At 26.0% G+C, this 15,521-nt stretch carries 20 protein-coding genes; 12 read left to right on the top strand and 8 right to left on the bottom strand.

Going from position 1 to position 15,521, the window contains the following annotated elements; genetic code table 11:
- Window positions 1-45 precede the first annotated feature (45 nt).
- The 4 genes from D3Z07_RS05255 to D3Z07_RS05245 are packed head-to-tail and all read left to right on the top strand — an operon-like array spanning window position 46 to window position 2,519.
- Entirely contained in the window at window positions 46-708 is a 663-nt protein-coding gene (locus tag D3Z07_RS05255) for an NAD(P)H-dependent oxidoreductase (RefSeq protein ID WP_206423306.1), read from the top strand.
- Window positions 709-738: 30 nt separating this feature from the next.
- Window positions 739-1,701: an LLM class oxidoreductase gene (locus tag D3Z07_RS05250; protein WP_076085062.1), complete on the top strand. Its 963-nt coding sequence runs from the start codon at window positions 739-741 to the stop codon at window positions 1,699-1,701.
- 9 nt (window positions 1,702-1,710) lie between these two features.
- Window positions 1,711-1,848: an SDR family NAD(P)-dependent oxidoreductase gene (locus tag D3Z07_RS14310; RefSeq protein WP_197682252.1), complete on the top strand. Its 138-nt coding sequence runs from the start codon at window positions 1,711-1,713 to the stop codon at window positions 1,846-1,848.
- A 23-nt stretch (window positions 1,849-1,871) separates the two neighbouring features.
- The gene (locus tag D3Z07_RS05245) at window positions 1,872-2,519 is read left to right on the top strand and encodes an SDR family NAD(P)-dependent oxidoreductase (RefSeq protein WP_197682261.1); all 648 of its coding nucleotides are present in this window, start codon (window positions 1,872-1,874) and stop codon (window positions 2,517-2,519) included.
- 105 nt (window positions 2,520-2,624) lie between these two features.
- Here D3Z07_RS05245 and D3Z07_RS05240 read toward each other — a convergent pair whose 3' ends face one another.
- The gene (locus D3Z07_RS05240; RefSeq protein WP_122893244.1) at window positions 2,625-3,125 is read right to left on the bottom strand and encodes a SprT-like domain-containing protein; all 501 of its coding nucleotides are present in this window, start codon (window positions 3,123-3,125) and stop codon (window positions 2,625-2,627) included.
- An 8-nt stretch (window positions 3,126-3,133) separates the two neighbouring features.
- The gene (locus tag D3Z07_RS05235; RefSeq protein WP_228144693.1) at window positions 3,134-3,502 is read right to left on the bottom strand and encodes a DnaJ domain-containing protein; all 369 of its coding nucleotides are present in this window, start codon (window positions 3,500-3,502) and stop codon (window positions 3,134-3,136) included.
- A 328-nt stretch (window positions 3,503-3,830) separates the two neighbouring features.
- On the opposite strand from D3Z07_RS05235, the gene D3Z07_RS05230 reads away from it, so the two are divergent.
- Window positions 3,831-5,522: an L-lactate permease gene (locus D3Z07_RS05230; protein ID WP_122893243.1), complete on the top strand. Its 1,692-nt coding sequence runs from the start codon at window positions 3,831-3,833 to the stop codon at window positions 5,520-5,522.
- A gap of 47 nt (window positions 5,523-5,569) precedes the next feature.
- Here D3Z07_RS05230 and D3Z07_RS05225 read toward each other — a convergent pair whose 3' ends face one another.
- Window positions 5,570-6,193: a DsbA family protein gene (locus D3Z07_RS05225; protein ID WP_122893242.1), complete on the bottom strand. Its 624-nt coding sequence runs from the start codon at window positions 6,191-6,193 to the stop codon at window positions 5,570-5,572.
- Between the two features lie 115 nt (window positions 6,194-6,308).
- On the opposite strand from D3Z07_RS05225, the gene D3Z07_RS05220 reads away from it, so the two are divergent.
- From D3Z07_RS05220 to D3Z07_RS13850, 6 genes are read left to right on the top strand one after another with little or no spacing between them, the layout of a single operon-like run.
- On the top strand, window positions 6,309-6,575 hold the full coding sequence (locus D3Z07_RS05220) for a DnaJ domain-containing protein (RefSeq protein WP_076085077.1): 267 nt from the start codon (window positions 6,309-6,311) through the stop codon (window positions 6,573-6,575).
- Between the two features lie 4 nt (window positions 6,576-6,579).
- On the top strand, window positions 6,580-8,043 hold the full coding sequence (locus D3Z07_RS05215; protein ID WP_164707201.1) for a DUF4139 domain-containing protein: 1,464 nt from the start codon (window positions 6,580-6,582) through the stop codon (window positions 8,041-8,043).
- A 14-nt stretch (window positions 8,044-8,057) separates the two neighbouring features.
- A complete protein-coding gene (locus tag D3Z07_RS05210) occupies window positions 8,058-8,915 on the top strand; it encodes an ADP-ribosylglycohydrolase family protein (RefSeq protein WP_122893240.1) in 858 nt (285 codons plus the stop codon).
- A gap of 19 nt (window positions 8,916-8,934) precedes the next feature.
- Window positions 8,935-9,384: a phosphate-starvation-inducible PsiE family protein gene (locus D3Z07_RS05205; protein WP_076085086.1), complete on the top strand. Its 450-nt coding sequence runs from the start codon at window positions 8,935-8,937 to the stop codon at window positions 9,382-9,384.
- The gene (locus tag D3Z07_RS05200; protein WP_122893239.1) at window positions 9,381-10,226 is read left to right on the top strand and encodes a radical SAM protein; all 846 of its coding nucleotides are present in this window, start codon (window positions 9,381-9,383) and stop codon (window positions 10,224-10,226) included. The genes D3Z07_RS05205 and D3Z07_RS05200 overlap by 4 nt, the downstream gene beginning before the upstream one ends.
- A 26-nt stretch (window positions 10,227-10,252) precedes the next feature.
- Complete coding sequence (locus D3Z07_RS13850) at window positions 10,253-10,414, top strand: hypothetical protein (protein ID WP_164707200.1); 162 nt, start codon at window positions 10,253-10,255, stop codon at window positions 10,412-10,414.
- On the opposite strand, the gene D3Z07_RS05195 is transcribed toward D3Z07_RS13850, so the two are convergent.
- The 4 genes from D3Z07_RS05195 to D3Z07_RS05180 form a co-directional block, all read right to left on the bottom strand.
- Window positions 10,411-11,787, bottom strand: coding sequence for an ATP-binding protein (locus D3Z07_RS05195; protein ID WP_164707199.1), 1,377 nt, complete (start codon window positions 11,785-11,787; stop codon window positions 10,411-10,413). The genes D3Z07_RS13850 and D3Z07_RS05195 overlap by 4 nt on opposite strands.
- On the bottom strand, window positions 11,777-12,451 hold the full coding sequence (locus tag D3Z07_RS05190; protein WP_076085095.1) for a response regulator transcription factor: 675 nt from the start codon (window positions 12,449-12,451) through the stop codon (window positions 11,777-11,779). The genes D3Z07_RS05195 and D3Z07_RS05190 overlap by 11 nt, the downstream gene beginning before the upstream one ends.
- A 4-nt stretch (window positions 12,452-12,455) precedes the next feature.
- Window positions 12,456-12,701, bottom strand: coding sequence for a hypothetical protein (locus D3Z07_RS05185; RefSeq protein WP_076085098.1), 246 nt, complete (start codon window positions 12,699-12,701; stop codon window positions 12,456-12,458).
- Between the two features lie 125 nt (window positions 12,702-12,826).
- Window positions 12,827-13,093: a hypothetical protein gene (locus tag D3Z07_RS05180; protein WP_122893237.1), complete on the bottom strand. Its 267-nt coding sequence runs from the start codon at window positions 13,091-13,093 to the stop codon at window positions 12,827-12,829.
- Window positions 13,094-13,259: 166 nt separating this feature from the next.
- Here D3Z07_RS05180 and D3Z07_RS05175 point away from each other — a divergent pair, with 166 nt between their 5' ends.
- Complete coding sequence (locus D3Z07_RS05175) at window positions 13,260-14,354, top strand: glycoside hydrolase family 3 protein (RefSeq protein WP_122893236.1); 1,095 nt, start codon at window positions 13,260-13,262, stop codon at window positions 14,352-14,354.
- An 18-nt stretch (window positions 14,355-14,372) separates the two neighbouring features.
- Here D3Z07_RS05175 and D3Z07_RS05170 read toward each other — a convergent pair whose 3' ends face one another.
- Window positions 14,373-15,398, bottom strand: a complete 1,026-nt coding sequence (locus tag D3Z07_RS05170) for a cytochrome-c peroxidase (protein WP_122893235.1) — start codon at window positions 15,396-15,398, stop codon at window positions 14,373-14,375.
- Window positions 15,399-15,521 lie beyond the last annotated feature (123 nt).

Below are 15,521 nucleotides of genomic sequence, written 5' to 3'. Positions count from 1 at the left end.
CAAAAATTACAGTAAAGATAATTACTTTACAAAATGGAGATTAAAATGGAAAATAAGTTTTTAGAAGCAATGAAATTCAGACATGCAACAAAAGAATTTGATGCTACAAAAAAGATTAGTGATGAAGATTTCAATCAAATTTTAGAATATGGTGTTTTAAGTCCAAGTTCTTTTGGTTTTGAACCATGGAAATTTATTGTTGTTCAAAATGAAGACTTAAGAGCAAAGTTAAAAGAATTTTCATGGGGAGCACAAGGAACACTTCCAACTGCAAGTCATTTTGTAATTATTTTAGCTAGAAAAGTTTCTGGAATGAAATATGATAGTAATTATATAAAATATATGTTAAATGATATAAAAGAGTTTCCTAAAGATGTTCAAGAAATATATAGTGGATTTTATGAAAAATTCCAAAAAGAAGATTTTTCTTTATTAGAAAATGATAGATATGTATTTGATTGGGCTTCAAAACAAACATATATAGCTTTAGCTAATATGATGACAGGTGCTGCTTATATGGGTATAGATTCTTGTCCAACAGAAGGTTTTGATTTAAAATTAACAGATAAGTTTTTAGAAGAAGATTTAGGTATTGATACTAATGAATATGGTGCTTCAGTTATGGTTCCATTTGGATACAGAAAAGAAGCTCCTAAACATGAAAAATCAAGACAAGACGTGGAAACTGTAAGCACATGGTATAACTAATAGTTAAATATTATATTAAAGGAGTCCACTATGGAAACTAAATACAAAGAAAGTTTTGAATCTATCAATAATGGATTTAATTCAGTTTTTCGTAATAATAAGCTAAGTATTGGACTTGTAATTCCTTTAGAGAATTACCCAAGATCACCAATTCCAACTATGGTTAATCAAATGGAAAAAATTCTTTTAGCTGAAGAATTAAATTTTAAAGCCATTTGGTTAAGAGATATTCCTTTTAATGACCCTTCCTTTGGTGATGTTGGGCAAATGTATGATCCTTTTTCATATTTAGGATACTTAAGTGCTAAAACTTCAAAAATAGCATTAGGTGTTGGGAGTTTGATTTTACCACTTAAACATCCTGCAAATGTTGCAAAAGCAGCAGCTAGTATTGATACTTTATCAAATGGACGCCTTATTTTAGGAGTTGCTTCCGGAGATAGAGCAAAAGAATACCCTGCTATGAATATTGACTATGATAACAGAGGCAATAACTTTAGAGAAAGTTTTAAATATATAAATCAAATTTGGGAAGATTTTCCAATATTTGATAATGAATTTGGAAATCCAAATGCCAATTTAGATATGCTTCCCAAACCCACTAATCAAAAAGTACCAATGCTTATTACTGGGGCATCACAACAAAGTCCTTCGTGGTTAGCTTCAAATGGTGATGGTTGGATAACTTATCCAAGACCTGTGCATACTCAAAAAATAATAGTAAATCGAATTAGAGATAATGCAAAAGAAAACTATACTCAAAATAGACCAATCTCTCAATCTTTATATATAGATTTAGTAGAAGGTTTAAATTTTAGTCCACAACCAATTCATTTAGGATATAGACTTAATGTTAAGCATTTAATTGAACATTTAAAATCGTTAGAAGCAATTGGTATTAATCATGTTGCTTTAAATCTACGTTTTAATCAAGCGGATATTGAAAAAACATTAAAAATTATTGGTGATGAAATATTGCCAGAATTCTCATAAGGAAAAACTATGCAAAAAACTATTTTAATTACAGGGTCAACAGATGGTATTGGATATTTAAGTGCTAAAACTTTTATAGAACAAGGACATAATGTAATTGTCCATGGTAGAAATTTTGATAAGTTAGAAAAAGTTAAAAAAAATTAGAAGCTTTTAAAACTTCAGGAAATATCTACAGTGTTTTAGGTGATTTATCAGTATTAAAAAATGTTGAGGTATTAGCTAATAGTATTTTAAAGAAGTTTACAAATATTGATGTTTTAATAAACAATGCTGGAATTTACAAAACACAAGATGAAAGAACTGTAGATAGTTTTGATATTAGGTTTGCTGTTAGTACAATTGCACCTTATCTTTTAATGAAAAAATTACTTCCAATTTTAAGTAAAAATGCAAGAGTCATAAACTTATCTTCAGCAGCTCAAGCTCCTGTTGATCTAAATGCTTTAAAAGGAGATGTCCTTTTATCTTCTAGTAGTGAAGCTTATGCTCAAAGTAAATTAGCAATCACAATGTGGACAAATCATATGGCAAGTTTATTCAAAGATAATAACCCAATAATTGTAAGTATTAATCCAAAATCACTGCTTGCTAGTAAAATGGTAAAAGAAGCTTATGGAATACAAGGAAGTGACTTAAGTGTTGGTTCTGATATTTTAGTTCGTGCAGCACTTAGTGATGACTTTAAAGATGCTTCTGGAAAATATTATGATAATGATATTGCTTCTTTTTCAAATCCTCATCCTGATGCTTTAAATACTCAAAAATGTCAAGATTTAGTTGTTGAAATGGAAGCGATTATTCATAATAATAAATAAAATTTAAATGACTGATTTAATTATCAGACTATTACATTATACTTTATTAGAAAATGAAGAAGAATCTATCATAGATTTTTATGTATCTATTAGAGTTATTTATATTTACTTAAATAGATTTGTTTTTTCAATCAAAATATCTTGATGATTAACAAACCTATCACATCTTAATCCCTCTAACTTTTTACAAATTTCTTGCCATTTTTTTGAATGACCTTGATTTTCATTAGAAAAGTTTCCTAATGCAAACATAATTGCATGAGCATATTCATGTGGCATTACATCATTTATCATATAATTTTCATTTTCTTTAAATCTTTTTTTATTCAAATATAAATTTATCTGTCCATTTTTTGAATAAACTGCCATTCCATATCTACTAGAATCTAATTCATCAGTAATTGTAATAGGAAAAACTCTTTTAATATTGAAATATTTATTTGTTAAATATTTTAACTTCTGATGTTTTTCATATACTTTTATTTGAATTTCTTTAGATAAAGGATTTGAGTTAAATGAGTAATCTTTATACCAAAGATAAGTAAGTAAGAAAGATGAAAGAATAACAACTACTAAGAAAAACTTTTTAAGTTGTTGAATAAACATATAATTATTTATTCAACTGTTTTCATTAAAACATCACGATAATTATTTAAATCTTTCATCATGCTATCGTCGTTATCATTAATATCTGGATGATATTTTCTTGCTAATTCTTTATATTTCTTTTTTATCTCTTCTTTTGTAGGAGAGTGTGTAAAACCAAAGAAATCTTTTGCTTTTTGAACTTCATCAAATCTTGGGGCATTATTAAAACCATTAAAATTTGAGTTATTAAAGCCTGAGTTATTGAAGTTTTGGAAATCATTTGGATTAAAACCTGCACCTTGTTTAAATTGAAAATTAAAACCACTTGTTTTCATCTTCTTTTTTAAATTATAAATAAAGAAAAATCCAAGTATTAGAATAACCCCTATAATCATTAGAAATGTTCCAAAATTAGTAAAAATTAAGTATAAAATAAAAAATAAAATTGATAGTCGAACTATTCTATTAAAAATATATATAACTGTATTGTTTGGCATAAAATATTAATCCTTTTTATAGTAGGCAGTATTATAGTATTGTTTGCACTATAATAAAATTAAACAAGTAAACTTATTTTAAACTTAAACTTAATAATTAGATGTGTTACAAAAGTAAGCATTAAAAGTGTAAATAATTGCTATTTTAATGCTATGTAATTTTTATCATAAAAATATCATATTTAAGGATTATTCTTTTTTTTGAAATAAAATCAAGGAGAATCTAATGGAAATAGGTTTACAAGCATTTTTTGCTGCACTACCAATTTTTTTAGCAGGTATATTATTAGTAGGACTTCGAGTTTCTGCAAAAAAGGCAATGCCTTTAGTTTATATTGCAACAGTAGCTGTTGCATTCGTAGTTTGGGAAGTTTCATTCAATAGAGTTTTAGCTTCAACAATACAAGGTCTACTTATTACAGTTGCAGTTTTATGGATTATATTTGGAGCTATACTGCTTTTAAATACATTAAAACATTCAGGTGCAATTGCAGTAATTAGACAAGGATTTAACAATGTTAGTTCTGACAGAAGAGTTCAAGTAATTATTATTGCATGGTTATTTGGTTCATTTATAGAAGGAGCTTCAGGATTTGGAACGCCAGCAGCAATTGCAGCACCATTACTTGTAGCAATTGGTTTCCCTGCAATGGCAGCTGTTATGGTTGGGATGATGATTCAAAGTACTCCTGTATCTTTTGGTGCAGTTGGAACTCCAATTTTAATTGGTGTAAATAAAGGCTTAGATTCGGATGGTATTGGCTTAACATTACAAACTATGGGTTCTTCTTGGGATCAATATTTACAAATCATTACATCACAAGTTGCAATTACACACGCTCTTGTAGGTACTTTTATTCCTTTATTTATGGTTGTAATGCTAACAAGATTCTTTGGTGAAAATAAATCATGGAGTGAAGGTTTATCAATTTTGCCTTTTGCAATTTTTGCTGGTATTGCTTTTACAATTCCTTATGCTTTAACAGGAGTTTATTTAGGTGCTGAGTTCCCATCATTAATTGGTGCGCTTGTTGGGCTTCCAATTGTTGTATTAGCAGCAAAAAAAGGTTTTTTAATTCCAAAAAACACTTGGGATTTTGCTCCAAAAGAAAAATGGCCAGTATCATGGGTTTCAAAATTTGAAGTTAAACTAGATGATTTAAGTTCAAAGGTTCCAATGTCTTTAACAAAAGCATGGATTCCTTATGTTTTAGTTGCTGTTATTTTAGTATTAACTAGAGTTTCTGATGAGGTAAAAGCTTTTGTAAAATCTTGGGTAATTCCATTTAAAGATATTTTAGGTGAGGGTTTAGGTTATTCTATTACTCCTTTATATCTTCCTGGTGGAATTCTAGTTTTTGTTGTTTTAATTACTTACTTTTTACATGGTATGAAATTTAAAGATATAAGCCAAGCGGTAGGTGAATCTTCTAGAGTAATGCTAGGAGCTGGGTTTGTTTTAATTTTTACAATTCCTTTAGTTAGAATTTTAATTAATTCAGGAATTAATGAATCAGGTTTTGATTCAATGCCTGTTGCTATGGCAAACTTTGTTGCAAGTTCTGTTGGGGATATTTACCCTGTATTTGCTCCAATGGTTGGTGCTCTTGGTGCATTTATTGCAGGAAGTAATACTGTATCAAATATGATGTTAGCTCAATATCAATTTGGTGTTGCAGATGCACTTGGGGTTTCAACTGCATTTATGGTAGCACTTCAAGCAGTTGGAGCAGCAGCTGGTAATATGATTGCAATTCATAATGTTGTAGCCGCATCTGCTACTGTTGGATTATTAGATCAAGAAGGTGAAACTTTAAGAAGAACAATAATTCCTACAATTTATTATTGTTTACTTGCTGGAATTATAGGTTTAATAGGAATGTATGTTTTAGGAATTACTGATCCTTTAATGAAATAGTATATTTTACTTAAAACTAAAAAAGAAAAGGTAAAAACCTTTTCTTTTTAAAAATATGTATTTTCTCTCATGTTCTCAATTTGAGCAAGCATTGCTTTATAATCGCCAAATTGAATATTTATAGGATATATCTCTTTTTTATATTTTAAAACTAAAGATGGAAAACTGTTCACATAAAGCGAACGCCTAAAATTTAGTTCATTATTTAAATCTTCTTCAATTTTTTGTGATTTTAAATCTTCTTCAAATTTCTTTTCATCCATTCCAATTTGTTTTGCAAGTTCAATCAAAGTTGAAGCATCACTTGGATTTTTAGCTTTTAAATAATAAGCTTCTTGAATTGCTGTAATCATTTCATCTTCTAAGCCCTCGTATCTTGCAAGCATTGTTGCTTGGCATGAAAGATAAGTTGAACGTCTAGGTGTATTTTCTCTCCAAAAGTCATAATTAAACTTTGTTCCTACTTTTTGTTCAATCTCATGCCAAATATTTTCGATCATTTCTCTTTGATGTTGTGGCATTGGTTCAGTTGAGTGTGGAGCAAGGCCTCCAACTACATGAACTAGTTTAGTATCTTTACTTAAATTTTTTCGCAATTCATCAAGTGTTGGTTTAAATGCATAACACCAAGAACACATTGGGTCATGGACATGATAAAGTGTGTAAACCATATAAATCCTTTTTTATTTTTAAAATTTTTACTTTACAATAATTGCACAATAATAGCATAGAATTTTGCTTTAAAAAAAATATTGTAGAATGTTATTCATATTTAAAGGAAAATTTATGGATTACGAAGAATTTGAAAAAGCTGTTGATACATTAGGAATATTATCAAGATTATCAAAAAAAGATTTAAAACAAAAATATTTAAAACTTTCGAAAAGATACCATCCTGATATGCCAGAAGGAAGTGAAGAAAAGTTTTTAGAGATTAAAAAATCTTATGATTTGTTATCTGCTTATATGGATTCTTATTGTTTTACTTTTGATAAAGAAGAATTTTTACAACAGTTTCCCTCATTTACAAATTATAAAAATTGGAATAGGTAAAATTATGAAAAAAATAAATATAGTAGTATCGTCTATAGTTTTAAGTACAGTTGCATATGCGAATATAAATATTCAAAGTTTAGATATTTATAAAAACAAAACTTTTGTAAATCAAGAATTAAACACAACACAAAATAGTGTTGATTTAATAGGAAAAGTTAGATTTGAAGATATAAGATTCTTAAATAATGGAAATTGTAAAGTATCAAATGTATCTGTTATAAGTGAAAACTATTCAAGTGATAGTTTATCTTCACAAATTGCAGAATATCAACAGAAAGTTGCTTTTAAAAGCAATGAGATAACAAGTGTAAAAAATAGTTTAGAGCATTTAAATTCAATTAGATTTGAAAAAGATGCAGTGAATTTAAAAAATATTAAAGAAGTTTCTACTTACACAAAAAATGAAATAGAAGCAAATTATAATTTAATATATAAACTACAATTAGAATTAAAAAAATATAATCAAGAACTAGCAAAATTAAAAAATAAGAAAAACACTAGTGTTTATTCAAAATTAAATTATGATGCAAGTTGTTCAAGTAATTCAAAGATTTTAGTTTCATATCCAAGTTATAATATATCAAAAAATAGTTTTTATGAAATAGATGTAAACTCAAAAGAAAAAAACTTAGAAATTAAAAACAAATCTTTTATTACTCAAAGTTCAGGTTTTGATTTTGAAAATATTGATATAAATATGTATACATATAATTATTCAAATGCAGTTAATCCACAAATATTCAGAGCAAATTACTTAGATATAAAACCAGTTCTTTTAAGAAAAAATGTACAAGCTGATGTAGCTATGATGGAAATGGCAGCACCAATGATGAAAAGTAAAAGTGTTAGAGCAATGCCTAGTTTTTCATATAATGAAACTACAACTAAAGCTTTTTTCAAAGCTTCTCATATTGATTTAAAAAGTGGAATTAAAAATGCAGTAACTTTTTCTAATGATAAATTTAAAATAAAAAATAAAATTGAAATAGATGGATATTCAAGTTCAAATGCATTTTATAAAGTAGATTTTAAAAGTGATAAATTATATAGTACTCAAAATACAAAACTTTATTTAGATGGTACTTATATAGGTCAATCTTTTATTAGAGAAATAAAGAAAGATAAAGAAACATCACTTTATTTAGGAATAAATAGTTTTATTGATGTGAAAAAAGATTTAATAAAAGATATGAAAGAAAAACCATTTTTTTCACAGTCAAAAATTAAAACTGAAAAGTCATGGAAATATGTAATTACTAATAATTCAAATGAAGAAAAAACTATTACCTTAATTGAAAGAATTCCTGTTAGTAAACATGAAGATATAAAAGTTTCTTTAATTTCTAACACTAACTACACAAAAAAAGAAGATAATGGTAAAATAAGCTATGATATAACTTTAAAACCAAGTGAAGAAAAAACAATTGATTTTGGATATATTGTAGAAAAACCTTATAAAAAATAAAAGGAAAATTTAATATGTTTGATAGAAAAAAAATAGAAGAATTAATTTTAACATCTTTAGTTGCAGATGCTTATTCATTAGGTGCACATTGGGTATATGATGAAAAGCAATTAAAAGAAAACAATCTAAACTGGGAAGAATTAAACAATCCCTTATCTGTATGGCATAAAGATAAAAAGGCAGGAGAGTTTACTCATTATGGAGACCAAACGTATTGGTTATATGAATTTTTAAAAGATAAAGATACATTTGATGAAAATGAATATTTAAAATATTGGGAAAGCAAAATTGCTTCTTATAATGGTTATATTGATGGTTCAAGTAGAGAAACATTAGAAAATATTAAAAATGATGTAGTTCCAAGTGGTTCATCATCAACTGATTTATCTATAGTTGGAAGAATTACTCCTTTACTTTTAGTTTCAAAAACAAAAGAAGAATTTATTTCAAATGTAGAAAAACTTGTAAAACTTACGCATAATTCACAAAAGTCAATTAATGCTTCAAAGTTTTTTGCTAAAGTTTTATTAGAAAGTCTTGAAGGTAAAGAAATAGAAACAATTTTACTTGAATTAAAAGAGCAAAGTGATTCACATATTCAAGGATTGATTTCAAGAGGTATTGCCTCAAAAGCAGAAGATACGTTTGATACAATTAGAACTTTTGGTCCAGCTTGTGATGTTGATGAAGGCTTCTCTGGAATAATTCACCTCTTGTGTAAATATTCAAATTTAAAAGATATGTTAATTTGTAATGCAAAAGCAGGTGGAGATTCAAGTGCAAGAGGAATGATTGCATCAGTTATATTAATGGCTAATAAATCTATCAAACAAATTCCACAAAATTGGTTAGCAATTAAAGTAGTAATTTAATAATAAGAATAGGAATAAAATGAAACGTACAATACTTAACTTTTTTAAAGACAAATTATATATTGAAATATCAATTGCAAGTGTGTTATTTATTATTGCACTTTCTATGGATATGCTTATGGATTTTATTATCTATATGTTATATTTTATAATCTTCTTGGAAATTGTAAGAGCAGTTGTTAATTATGTCAGAGAGGAAAGAGTAGTTTTATCTTTATTAGTTGATGCGTTTATCATATTAGCTTTAAGAGAGTTTATTGTAAATGTTGTGAAAGTTAATAAAGAAGATTTACCCACTTTTGAAGCACTTTTTACAAGTTCGGTTAATTTAAACTTAATGGTTTTATCTGGTGTAATTATATTTTTATTGGTAGTTAGATTTTTATCTGTTAAAACTTCACAAAGATATTTATTTGGAAAAAAAGAAGTAGAAACAAATATAGAAGAAGTTGAACACTCTAGTAAATGATAGAGTATAACCAACCTCTTTATAGACCTCCTGCAGAAGCTAATTCAGTTATCATACAAGTTACATTAGGATGCAGTTTTAATAAATGCACCTTTTGTACTATGTATGAATCTAAAGATTACAAAGTAAGAAAACTAGAAGATGTTTTTAAAGATATTGATACCATGGCTTCATTTTATCAAGATAGTGTAAAAATGTTTTTAGCTGATGGTGATGCTCTTAATATGGAAACAAATCATTTAATAAAAATACTAGATTACGCATATTTAAAATTTCCTAAATTAAGACGAGTTTCTGTTTATGCTTCGGCTTTTAATTTAAATGATAAATCACTTGAAGAGTTAAAACTATTAAAGCAAAAGGGTTTAAATTTAATTTATTATGGAATTGAAAGTGGATCTTATGAAGTATTAAAAAAAATACAAAAACCAATTTCACAAATAAAAATGATTGATAGTTTAAATAAAGCCTATCAAGCAGGATTAAAAACCTCTGTTACTGTAATATTAGGATTAGCAGGTAAAAAATACTCCTTTGAGCATATTAAAGAAACTGCAAATATTATAAACCAGGTTAAAGTTACATATCTTTCTACTTTACAATTAATGTTAGAAGAGGGCAGATATCAAAAGTTTATAAAAAATTTTGATGGAGGTTTTAAAATGTTAAATGAAAAAGAAATGCTAGAAGAACAAAAAAGCTTTTTAGAGCAGTTAAATCCTTCTAATAAAGTGATTTTTAGATCAAACCATGTTTCAAATTCTTTAGCCCTTGCAGGAACAATACCAAAAGATAAAACAAGATTAATAGAAGAACTCAGTTTTATTTTAAAAAGTCTTTGATAAACATATATTAAATTGTTAAGAAATTGTCAAGAACTATTGCCTTTTTTTCTTTACAAAAAAGTTTTATAATTATTTATATAAAAGAAATAAAAGGAAAAATCATGGAAGAAGTAAAAAAAGTAGCTATATTTGTAATATTATCATTCTTAACTATTGGAGTAATCTCTTCAACTTTTGCAGGTTAGAAAGTTATAGCAAATATATTATATGAGTCTTTATATTTATAATTTAAGGTAAAATTATGAAGTTCAAGTATTTTATATACAATATTTAAGCCTAACCCATGTCCTTGCTGTTGGTTAGGCTCTCTTGTAAATGGTTGAATATAATATATTAAATCATTTGAAAGCTCACTTGCAATATTTTTTATATAAATTTGATTATTTTTTGTTTGTATAATAATTGGAAATTCATCTGCATATTTTATTGCATTATCAATTAAATTTTTAAGTACAATAGTTAGATAATAAAAATCTCCCTCAATAAAAAAATCATTATTAATTATTACTGTTACTTGAGATTCATCTTCAATAGCTAGTTTAGATAAAGATTCTAATATTAAGCTACTTACTTTAAATTTCTTCATTTTTAAGACTGCAAAATTTAACTTTTCTCTTTCTAATAATTTACTTGTAAGTTTTTCAATATCATAAAAAATTGTGCTTATATCTTTAATAACTTCATTGTTATTAGTACTTTCAATTTTTTGAAGCATGAACTTACCTTTTGCTATAGGAGTTTTTAGTTCATGACTTATATTTCTTAATAATTCTTCTCTTGAAGATATATTATCAGATTGTTTTTTTAAATAAGTATTTAAATTTTTTGTTATTTCACTAAGCTCATTATTTTCTCCAATATCAACATTTATTGTTTTATCACCATTTTTAAATAATTGCAAAACACTTTGATTAAGTTTTTCAAGTTTATCTTTTATTCTATTAATGATTTTTGAAGAAAATATAAAACTAAGCAAAAATAAAAGAATGAATAATATAACTAGTTCTAGTTTTATAATATCTAGAAAATCATCTCTTTTATTTTGTGTCTGTTCAAGTTTATCTTGTAAGAATCTTTCTTCTAGTTCAAGTAATTTTTGAGTATTAATATTTACTTGCTCAAACTCTTTATTAAAATTGTTAAAATTACTATGTTTATTTGAAACTAGAGTATATAAATCTTCTTTTATCTGTTTTTTCATTAGATTAAAATATGAAAAAATTAAATCTAAATTTTTCTTCTCTTCTCTTGATTCAGAATTATCTATTACATTATTTTTCTGAATATCTAAATTTTCAAAAAGTTTATCTGCTTTTTTTATTCTTTCATTTACAATTTGTATCTTGTCGTAATCAGTAGTAATATCAAGAACAATCCATGAAAAAGAATTATTAAACTCTTTTAATTTTTCTACTCTTATTAATTGTTCATACCTATGATTCTGTTGGTAGTTACTACTATTTAAATTATAAATTGTATAGAAAAAAACACCAATAATAAATGCCACTATTAATAAAATAAATGAAAATGTAAGAAGTAAACGTTTTCTAATTGTCATAAAAAAATTTATACCCAATACCCCAAATAGATTTTATATATTTAGGTTCCTTTGAATCGTCATCAATTTTATATCTGATATTACTTACATGCATATCTACAGTTCGATTTTTTGTATCATCTTTAAGTGAACTTTGATTTACTATATCTTCTCTTGATATAGTTTTATTTAAATTATCTATAAATAATAAGAAGATTTCTTTTTCAATTTTAGTAAATTCTATTTCTTTATTATTTAAGAAAACTGTATCTTTATTTGTATCTATTTTTAATTCATGAATTTGAATATAGTTTGATTTATTATGTTTTTTTAATATAGCTTCTATTCTTAAAACTAATTCTCTAGGTTCATAAGGTTTTGAAAGATAATCATCAGTTCCAAGCTCAAAACCATAGATTTTATTTCCTATATCATCTCTAGCAGTTGAAATTATAATTGGAATATCTTTTATTTCTTTTAATTTCTTAAATAAATCAAAACCATCCATATTAGGAAGTCCTAAATCAAGAATAGCAATAATAAAATCATTTGAATTTTCTTTGAAGGTTTTTATAGCATCTAAGGGATTTGAAAAAGCACTACATGAATAATTATATTCTTCCAAATATTCATTTATCAATTTTTGTAAAACTAGGTCGTCTTCAACAAGTAGTACTTTTTTCATCGTTTTATTTGTTATGATTCTTTTTTAATTTAGCTTTTTTCTTAGCTTTTTTCTTTTTAGCTTCTTTTCTTTTTTCAAAAGCTTTTTTATCTTCTTTTTTTGCTTTTCTTTTCTTGTTAAGTTTAGTGATTTTTGGCTTTCTTTGTTTTTTTACAACTTCATAGCTTTTTTTCGTAACTTCTTCAGATTGAATTATTTCAGTAGATTCTTCTTGAATCTCATCTAACTGTAGTTCATCTTCGTGTGACATTATGTCTCCTCTTATAATAATAATGTGATTATATCTCTTTTTTGTAATATTTTTAATAAAACATGAATTTGTAGTAGTTTAGGTGAGTGATATTTACTAGGCATGAAAGAATTCATGCCTTTAAATTATTTATTTTTTTTAGCTGTTTTTTTCTTTTTTAAAGCTTTCTTTTTCTTATTTTGCTTTTTAGCTTCTTTTTTAGCTAACTTTTTTTTGTTAGTTTTTTTAGCTTCTTTTTTTGTTTTAGTCTTTTTAGAACTAGCTTTCTTTTCTTTTTTTATTTTTTTAGCTTTCTTCTCTTTTTTCTTTTTATCTTCTTTTTTAGTAGCTTTCTTTTTTTCAACTTTTTTCTTAGCTTTTTTTGTTTTTAATTCTTTTTCTTCTTTTGACATTTGTCTTTCCTTATTTTAATTTTGAGAATAATATCATTTTTTATTAATAAAGTCAATAAAATATAGAGTTATTCTTTAAATTATAGATTTATTGCTTTAAAAGATTACTCTTATCATTAGTTATATTTTGATATACTCCATTAAATTTTAATTTAAAGAAGTAAAAATGATAAAAAAAATCACATTATTAGCACTATTAACTACATATGTTTTTTCTGCACAGAATGATTATAGTAAAGAGCAATTAGAAAAGATGATTGCTAAAATGGTTGTTTTAGGTTTTAAAGGTGAAAGTATTGATAAAAAATCTAAAATATATCAAGATATTAAAAAATATGATTTAGGTGGAGTTATTCTTTTTGATAAAGATCCTAATAATAAGAAAAAAATCAAAAATGTAAAAAATCCTAAACAATTGCAAAATTTGACAAAACAACTACAAAGTATAAATAAAACTAAACTTTTTATAGCAATTGACCAAGAAGGTGGAATTGTTCAAAGATTAAATAGTAAAAATGGTTTTATGTCAATCCCAAAAGCAAAAGATGTTTCTACAAAAGGTCTTTCATTCGCCAAAGATATATATAAAGATTTAGGAAAAATGTTAAATACTAATGGTGTAAATGTAAATTTTGCACCTGTTGTTGATTTGAATATTAATCCAAATAATACTGTTATTGTAAAACTAGGGCGTTCTTTTGGAAAAGATCCTAGAAAAGTTATTGAGTATTCTTCTGTTTTTATTGATGAATTAAAAAAGCAAAATGTAGTTTCTGTTTTAAAACACTTTCCAGGGCATGGTTCATCATTAGGTGATTCGCACAAAGGCTTTGTAGATATTTCAAATACTTGGGATGCAAAAGAATTAGAACCATATGAATATTTTATTAAAAATAATCAAGCTGATATGATTATGACAGCTCATGTTTTTAATAAATTTCTAGACCCAAAATATCCAGCAACATTATCCAAAAGTATTAATACTAAACTATTAAGAAATAAGCTTAAATTTAAAGGTGTATTAGTTACTGATGATTTACAAATGAGAGCAATTTCAAAGCATTATAGCTTAAAACAAACTGTAACTTTAGCTATAAATTCAGGTGTTGATATGCTTTTATTTGCTAATCAATTAGCAAAACCATTAAGTTTAGAAGAGATAATAAATACTATTTATTTACAAGTACAAAATAAACAAATATCAATAAAAAGAATTGAAGTTGCAAATAAAAGAATCAATGCTCTAGTAAATAAATACTAGTGCATTGATAAAAAAGACTTAATTAAAGTCAGGTTTTGGTGTATCTAAAGTTGATTCTGGTAATTGTGGATAAGTAATTACAGGTTTTTTACCTTTTAATGAAGCTAAGAAATCTTTAATTTCATATGCTTCTTGATCTGTAATAGTTATTCCTAATTGAACTGAACCCATTTCTTTAATAGCTTCATTTAACGACCAGATTTGTCCATTATGGTAATATGGTGCTGTTTCTGTAATATTTCTTAAAGTTGGTGTTTTTACCATCCCTTGCTCATTTCCTGCAAAATCACCTACTGAAGCAAATTTGTATTTTGCTGCTAATTCAAAAGGTTGCATAGTTCCACCAATTGCAATACCATTGTGACATGAAGCACAACCTTTATCAATAAATGTATTTAAACCTTTTTTCTGTGCATCATTTAAAGCATTTTCATTACCATGTAAATAATCATCAAAAGGTGCAGGAGTAACAAGTGTTTTTTCAAATAAAGAGATTGTTGATGAAATTAAATCAAAATCAATTTTTGCATCTTTACCATAAGCAACATTGAATTCTTTTACATACTCTGGAATTGACGTAATTCTTTTTTCAACTAATGATGCAGGTGCAGCCATTTCAGGTCCTGCTTCAATTGGTCCTTTTGCTTGGTCAGCTAAGTGAGGACTTCTTCCATCCCAAAACTGTGATTTAAAGAATACTGAATTATAAACTGTTGGAGAGTTTAAGTGATGAGGATTTGCAGTCCACTTATGTCCCACAGCAGCTGGAACACCATCGGCACCACCAAGTCCTAGGTTATGACATGTATTACATGAAATAATTCCACTTTTTGATACACGAGGATCAAAATAAAGTTTTTTACCTAGTTCAATTTTTTCTGCAGTTAATGGATTTTCTTTATCATCAATTAACTTTAAAAGTTCAGCATTGTTTGTTGGAATTGCTTTAAAGCCACTTTCTTTTGCTTTTGTAAGTAAAGAACTACTTGCAAACATAACACTAGCACTAAGTGCACAAATTGAGAGAGTTTTAATTATTTTCATAATGTTTCCTTATTTTTTGTATAAGGTAATTATATGACTTAAATTCTTAAAGTAAAATAAAATATATAAGTTAAAGCAATAATTATAATATAAGTTTTAGTTATAATAATTGATCTTGATAGA

This window comes from Arcobacter peruensis (assembly GCF_003711085.1).
Taxonomy (GTDB): domain Bacteria; phylum Campylobacterota; class Campylobacteria; order Campylobacterales; family Arcobacteraceae; genus Poseidonibacter; species Poseidonibacter parvus.
The sequence above is the reverse complement of the archived record's forward strand: the minus strand, read 5'-3'. Positions and strand labels throughout refer to the sequence as shown.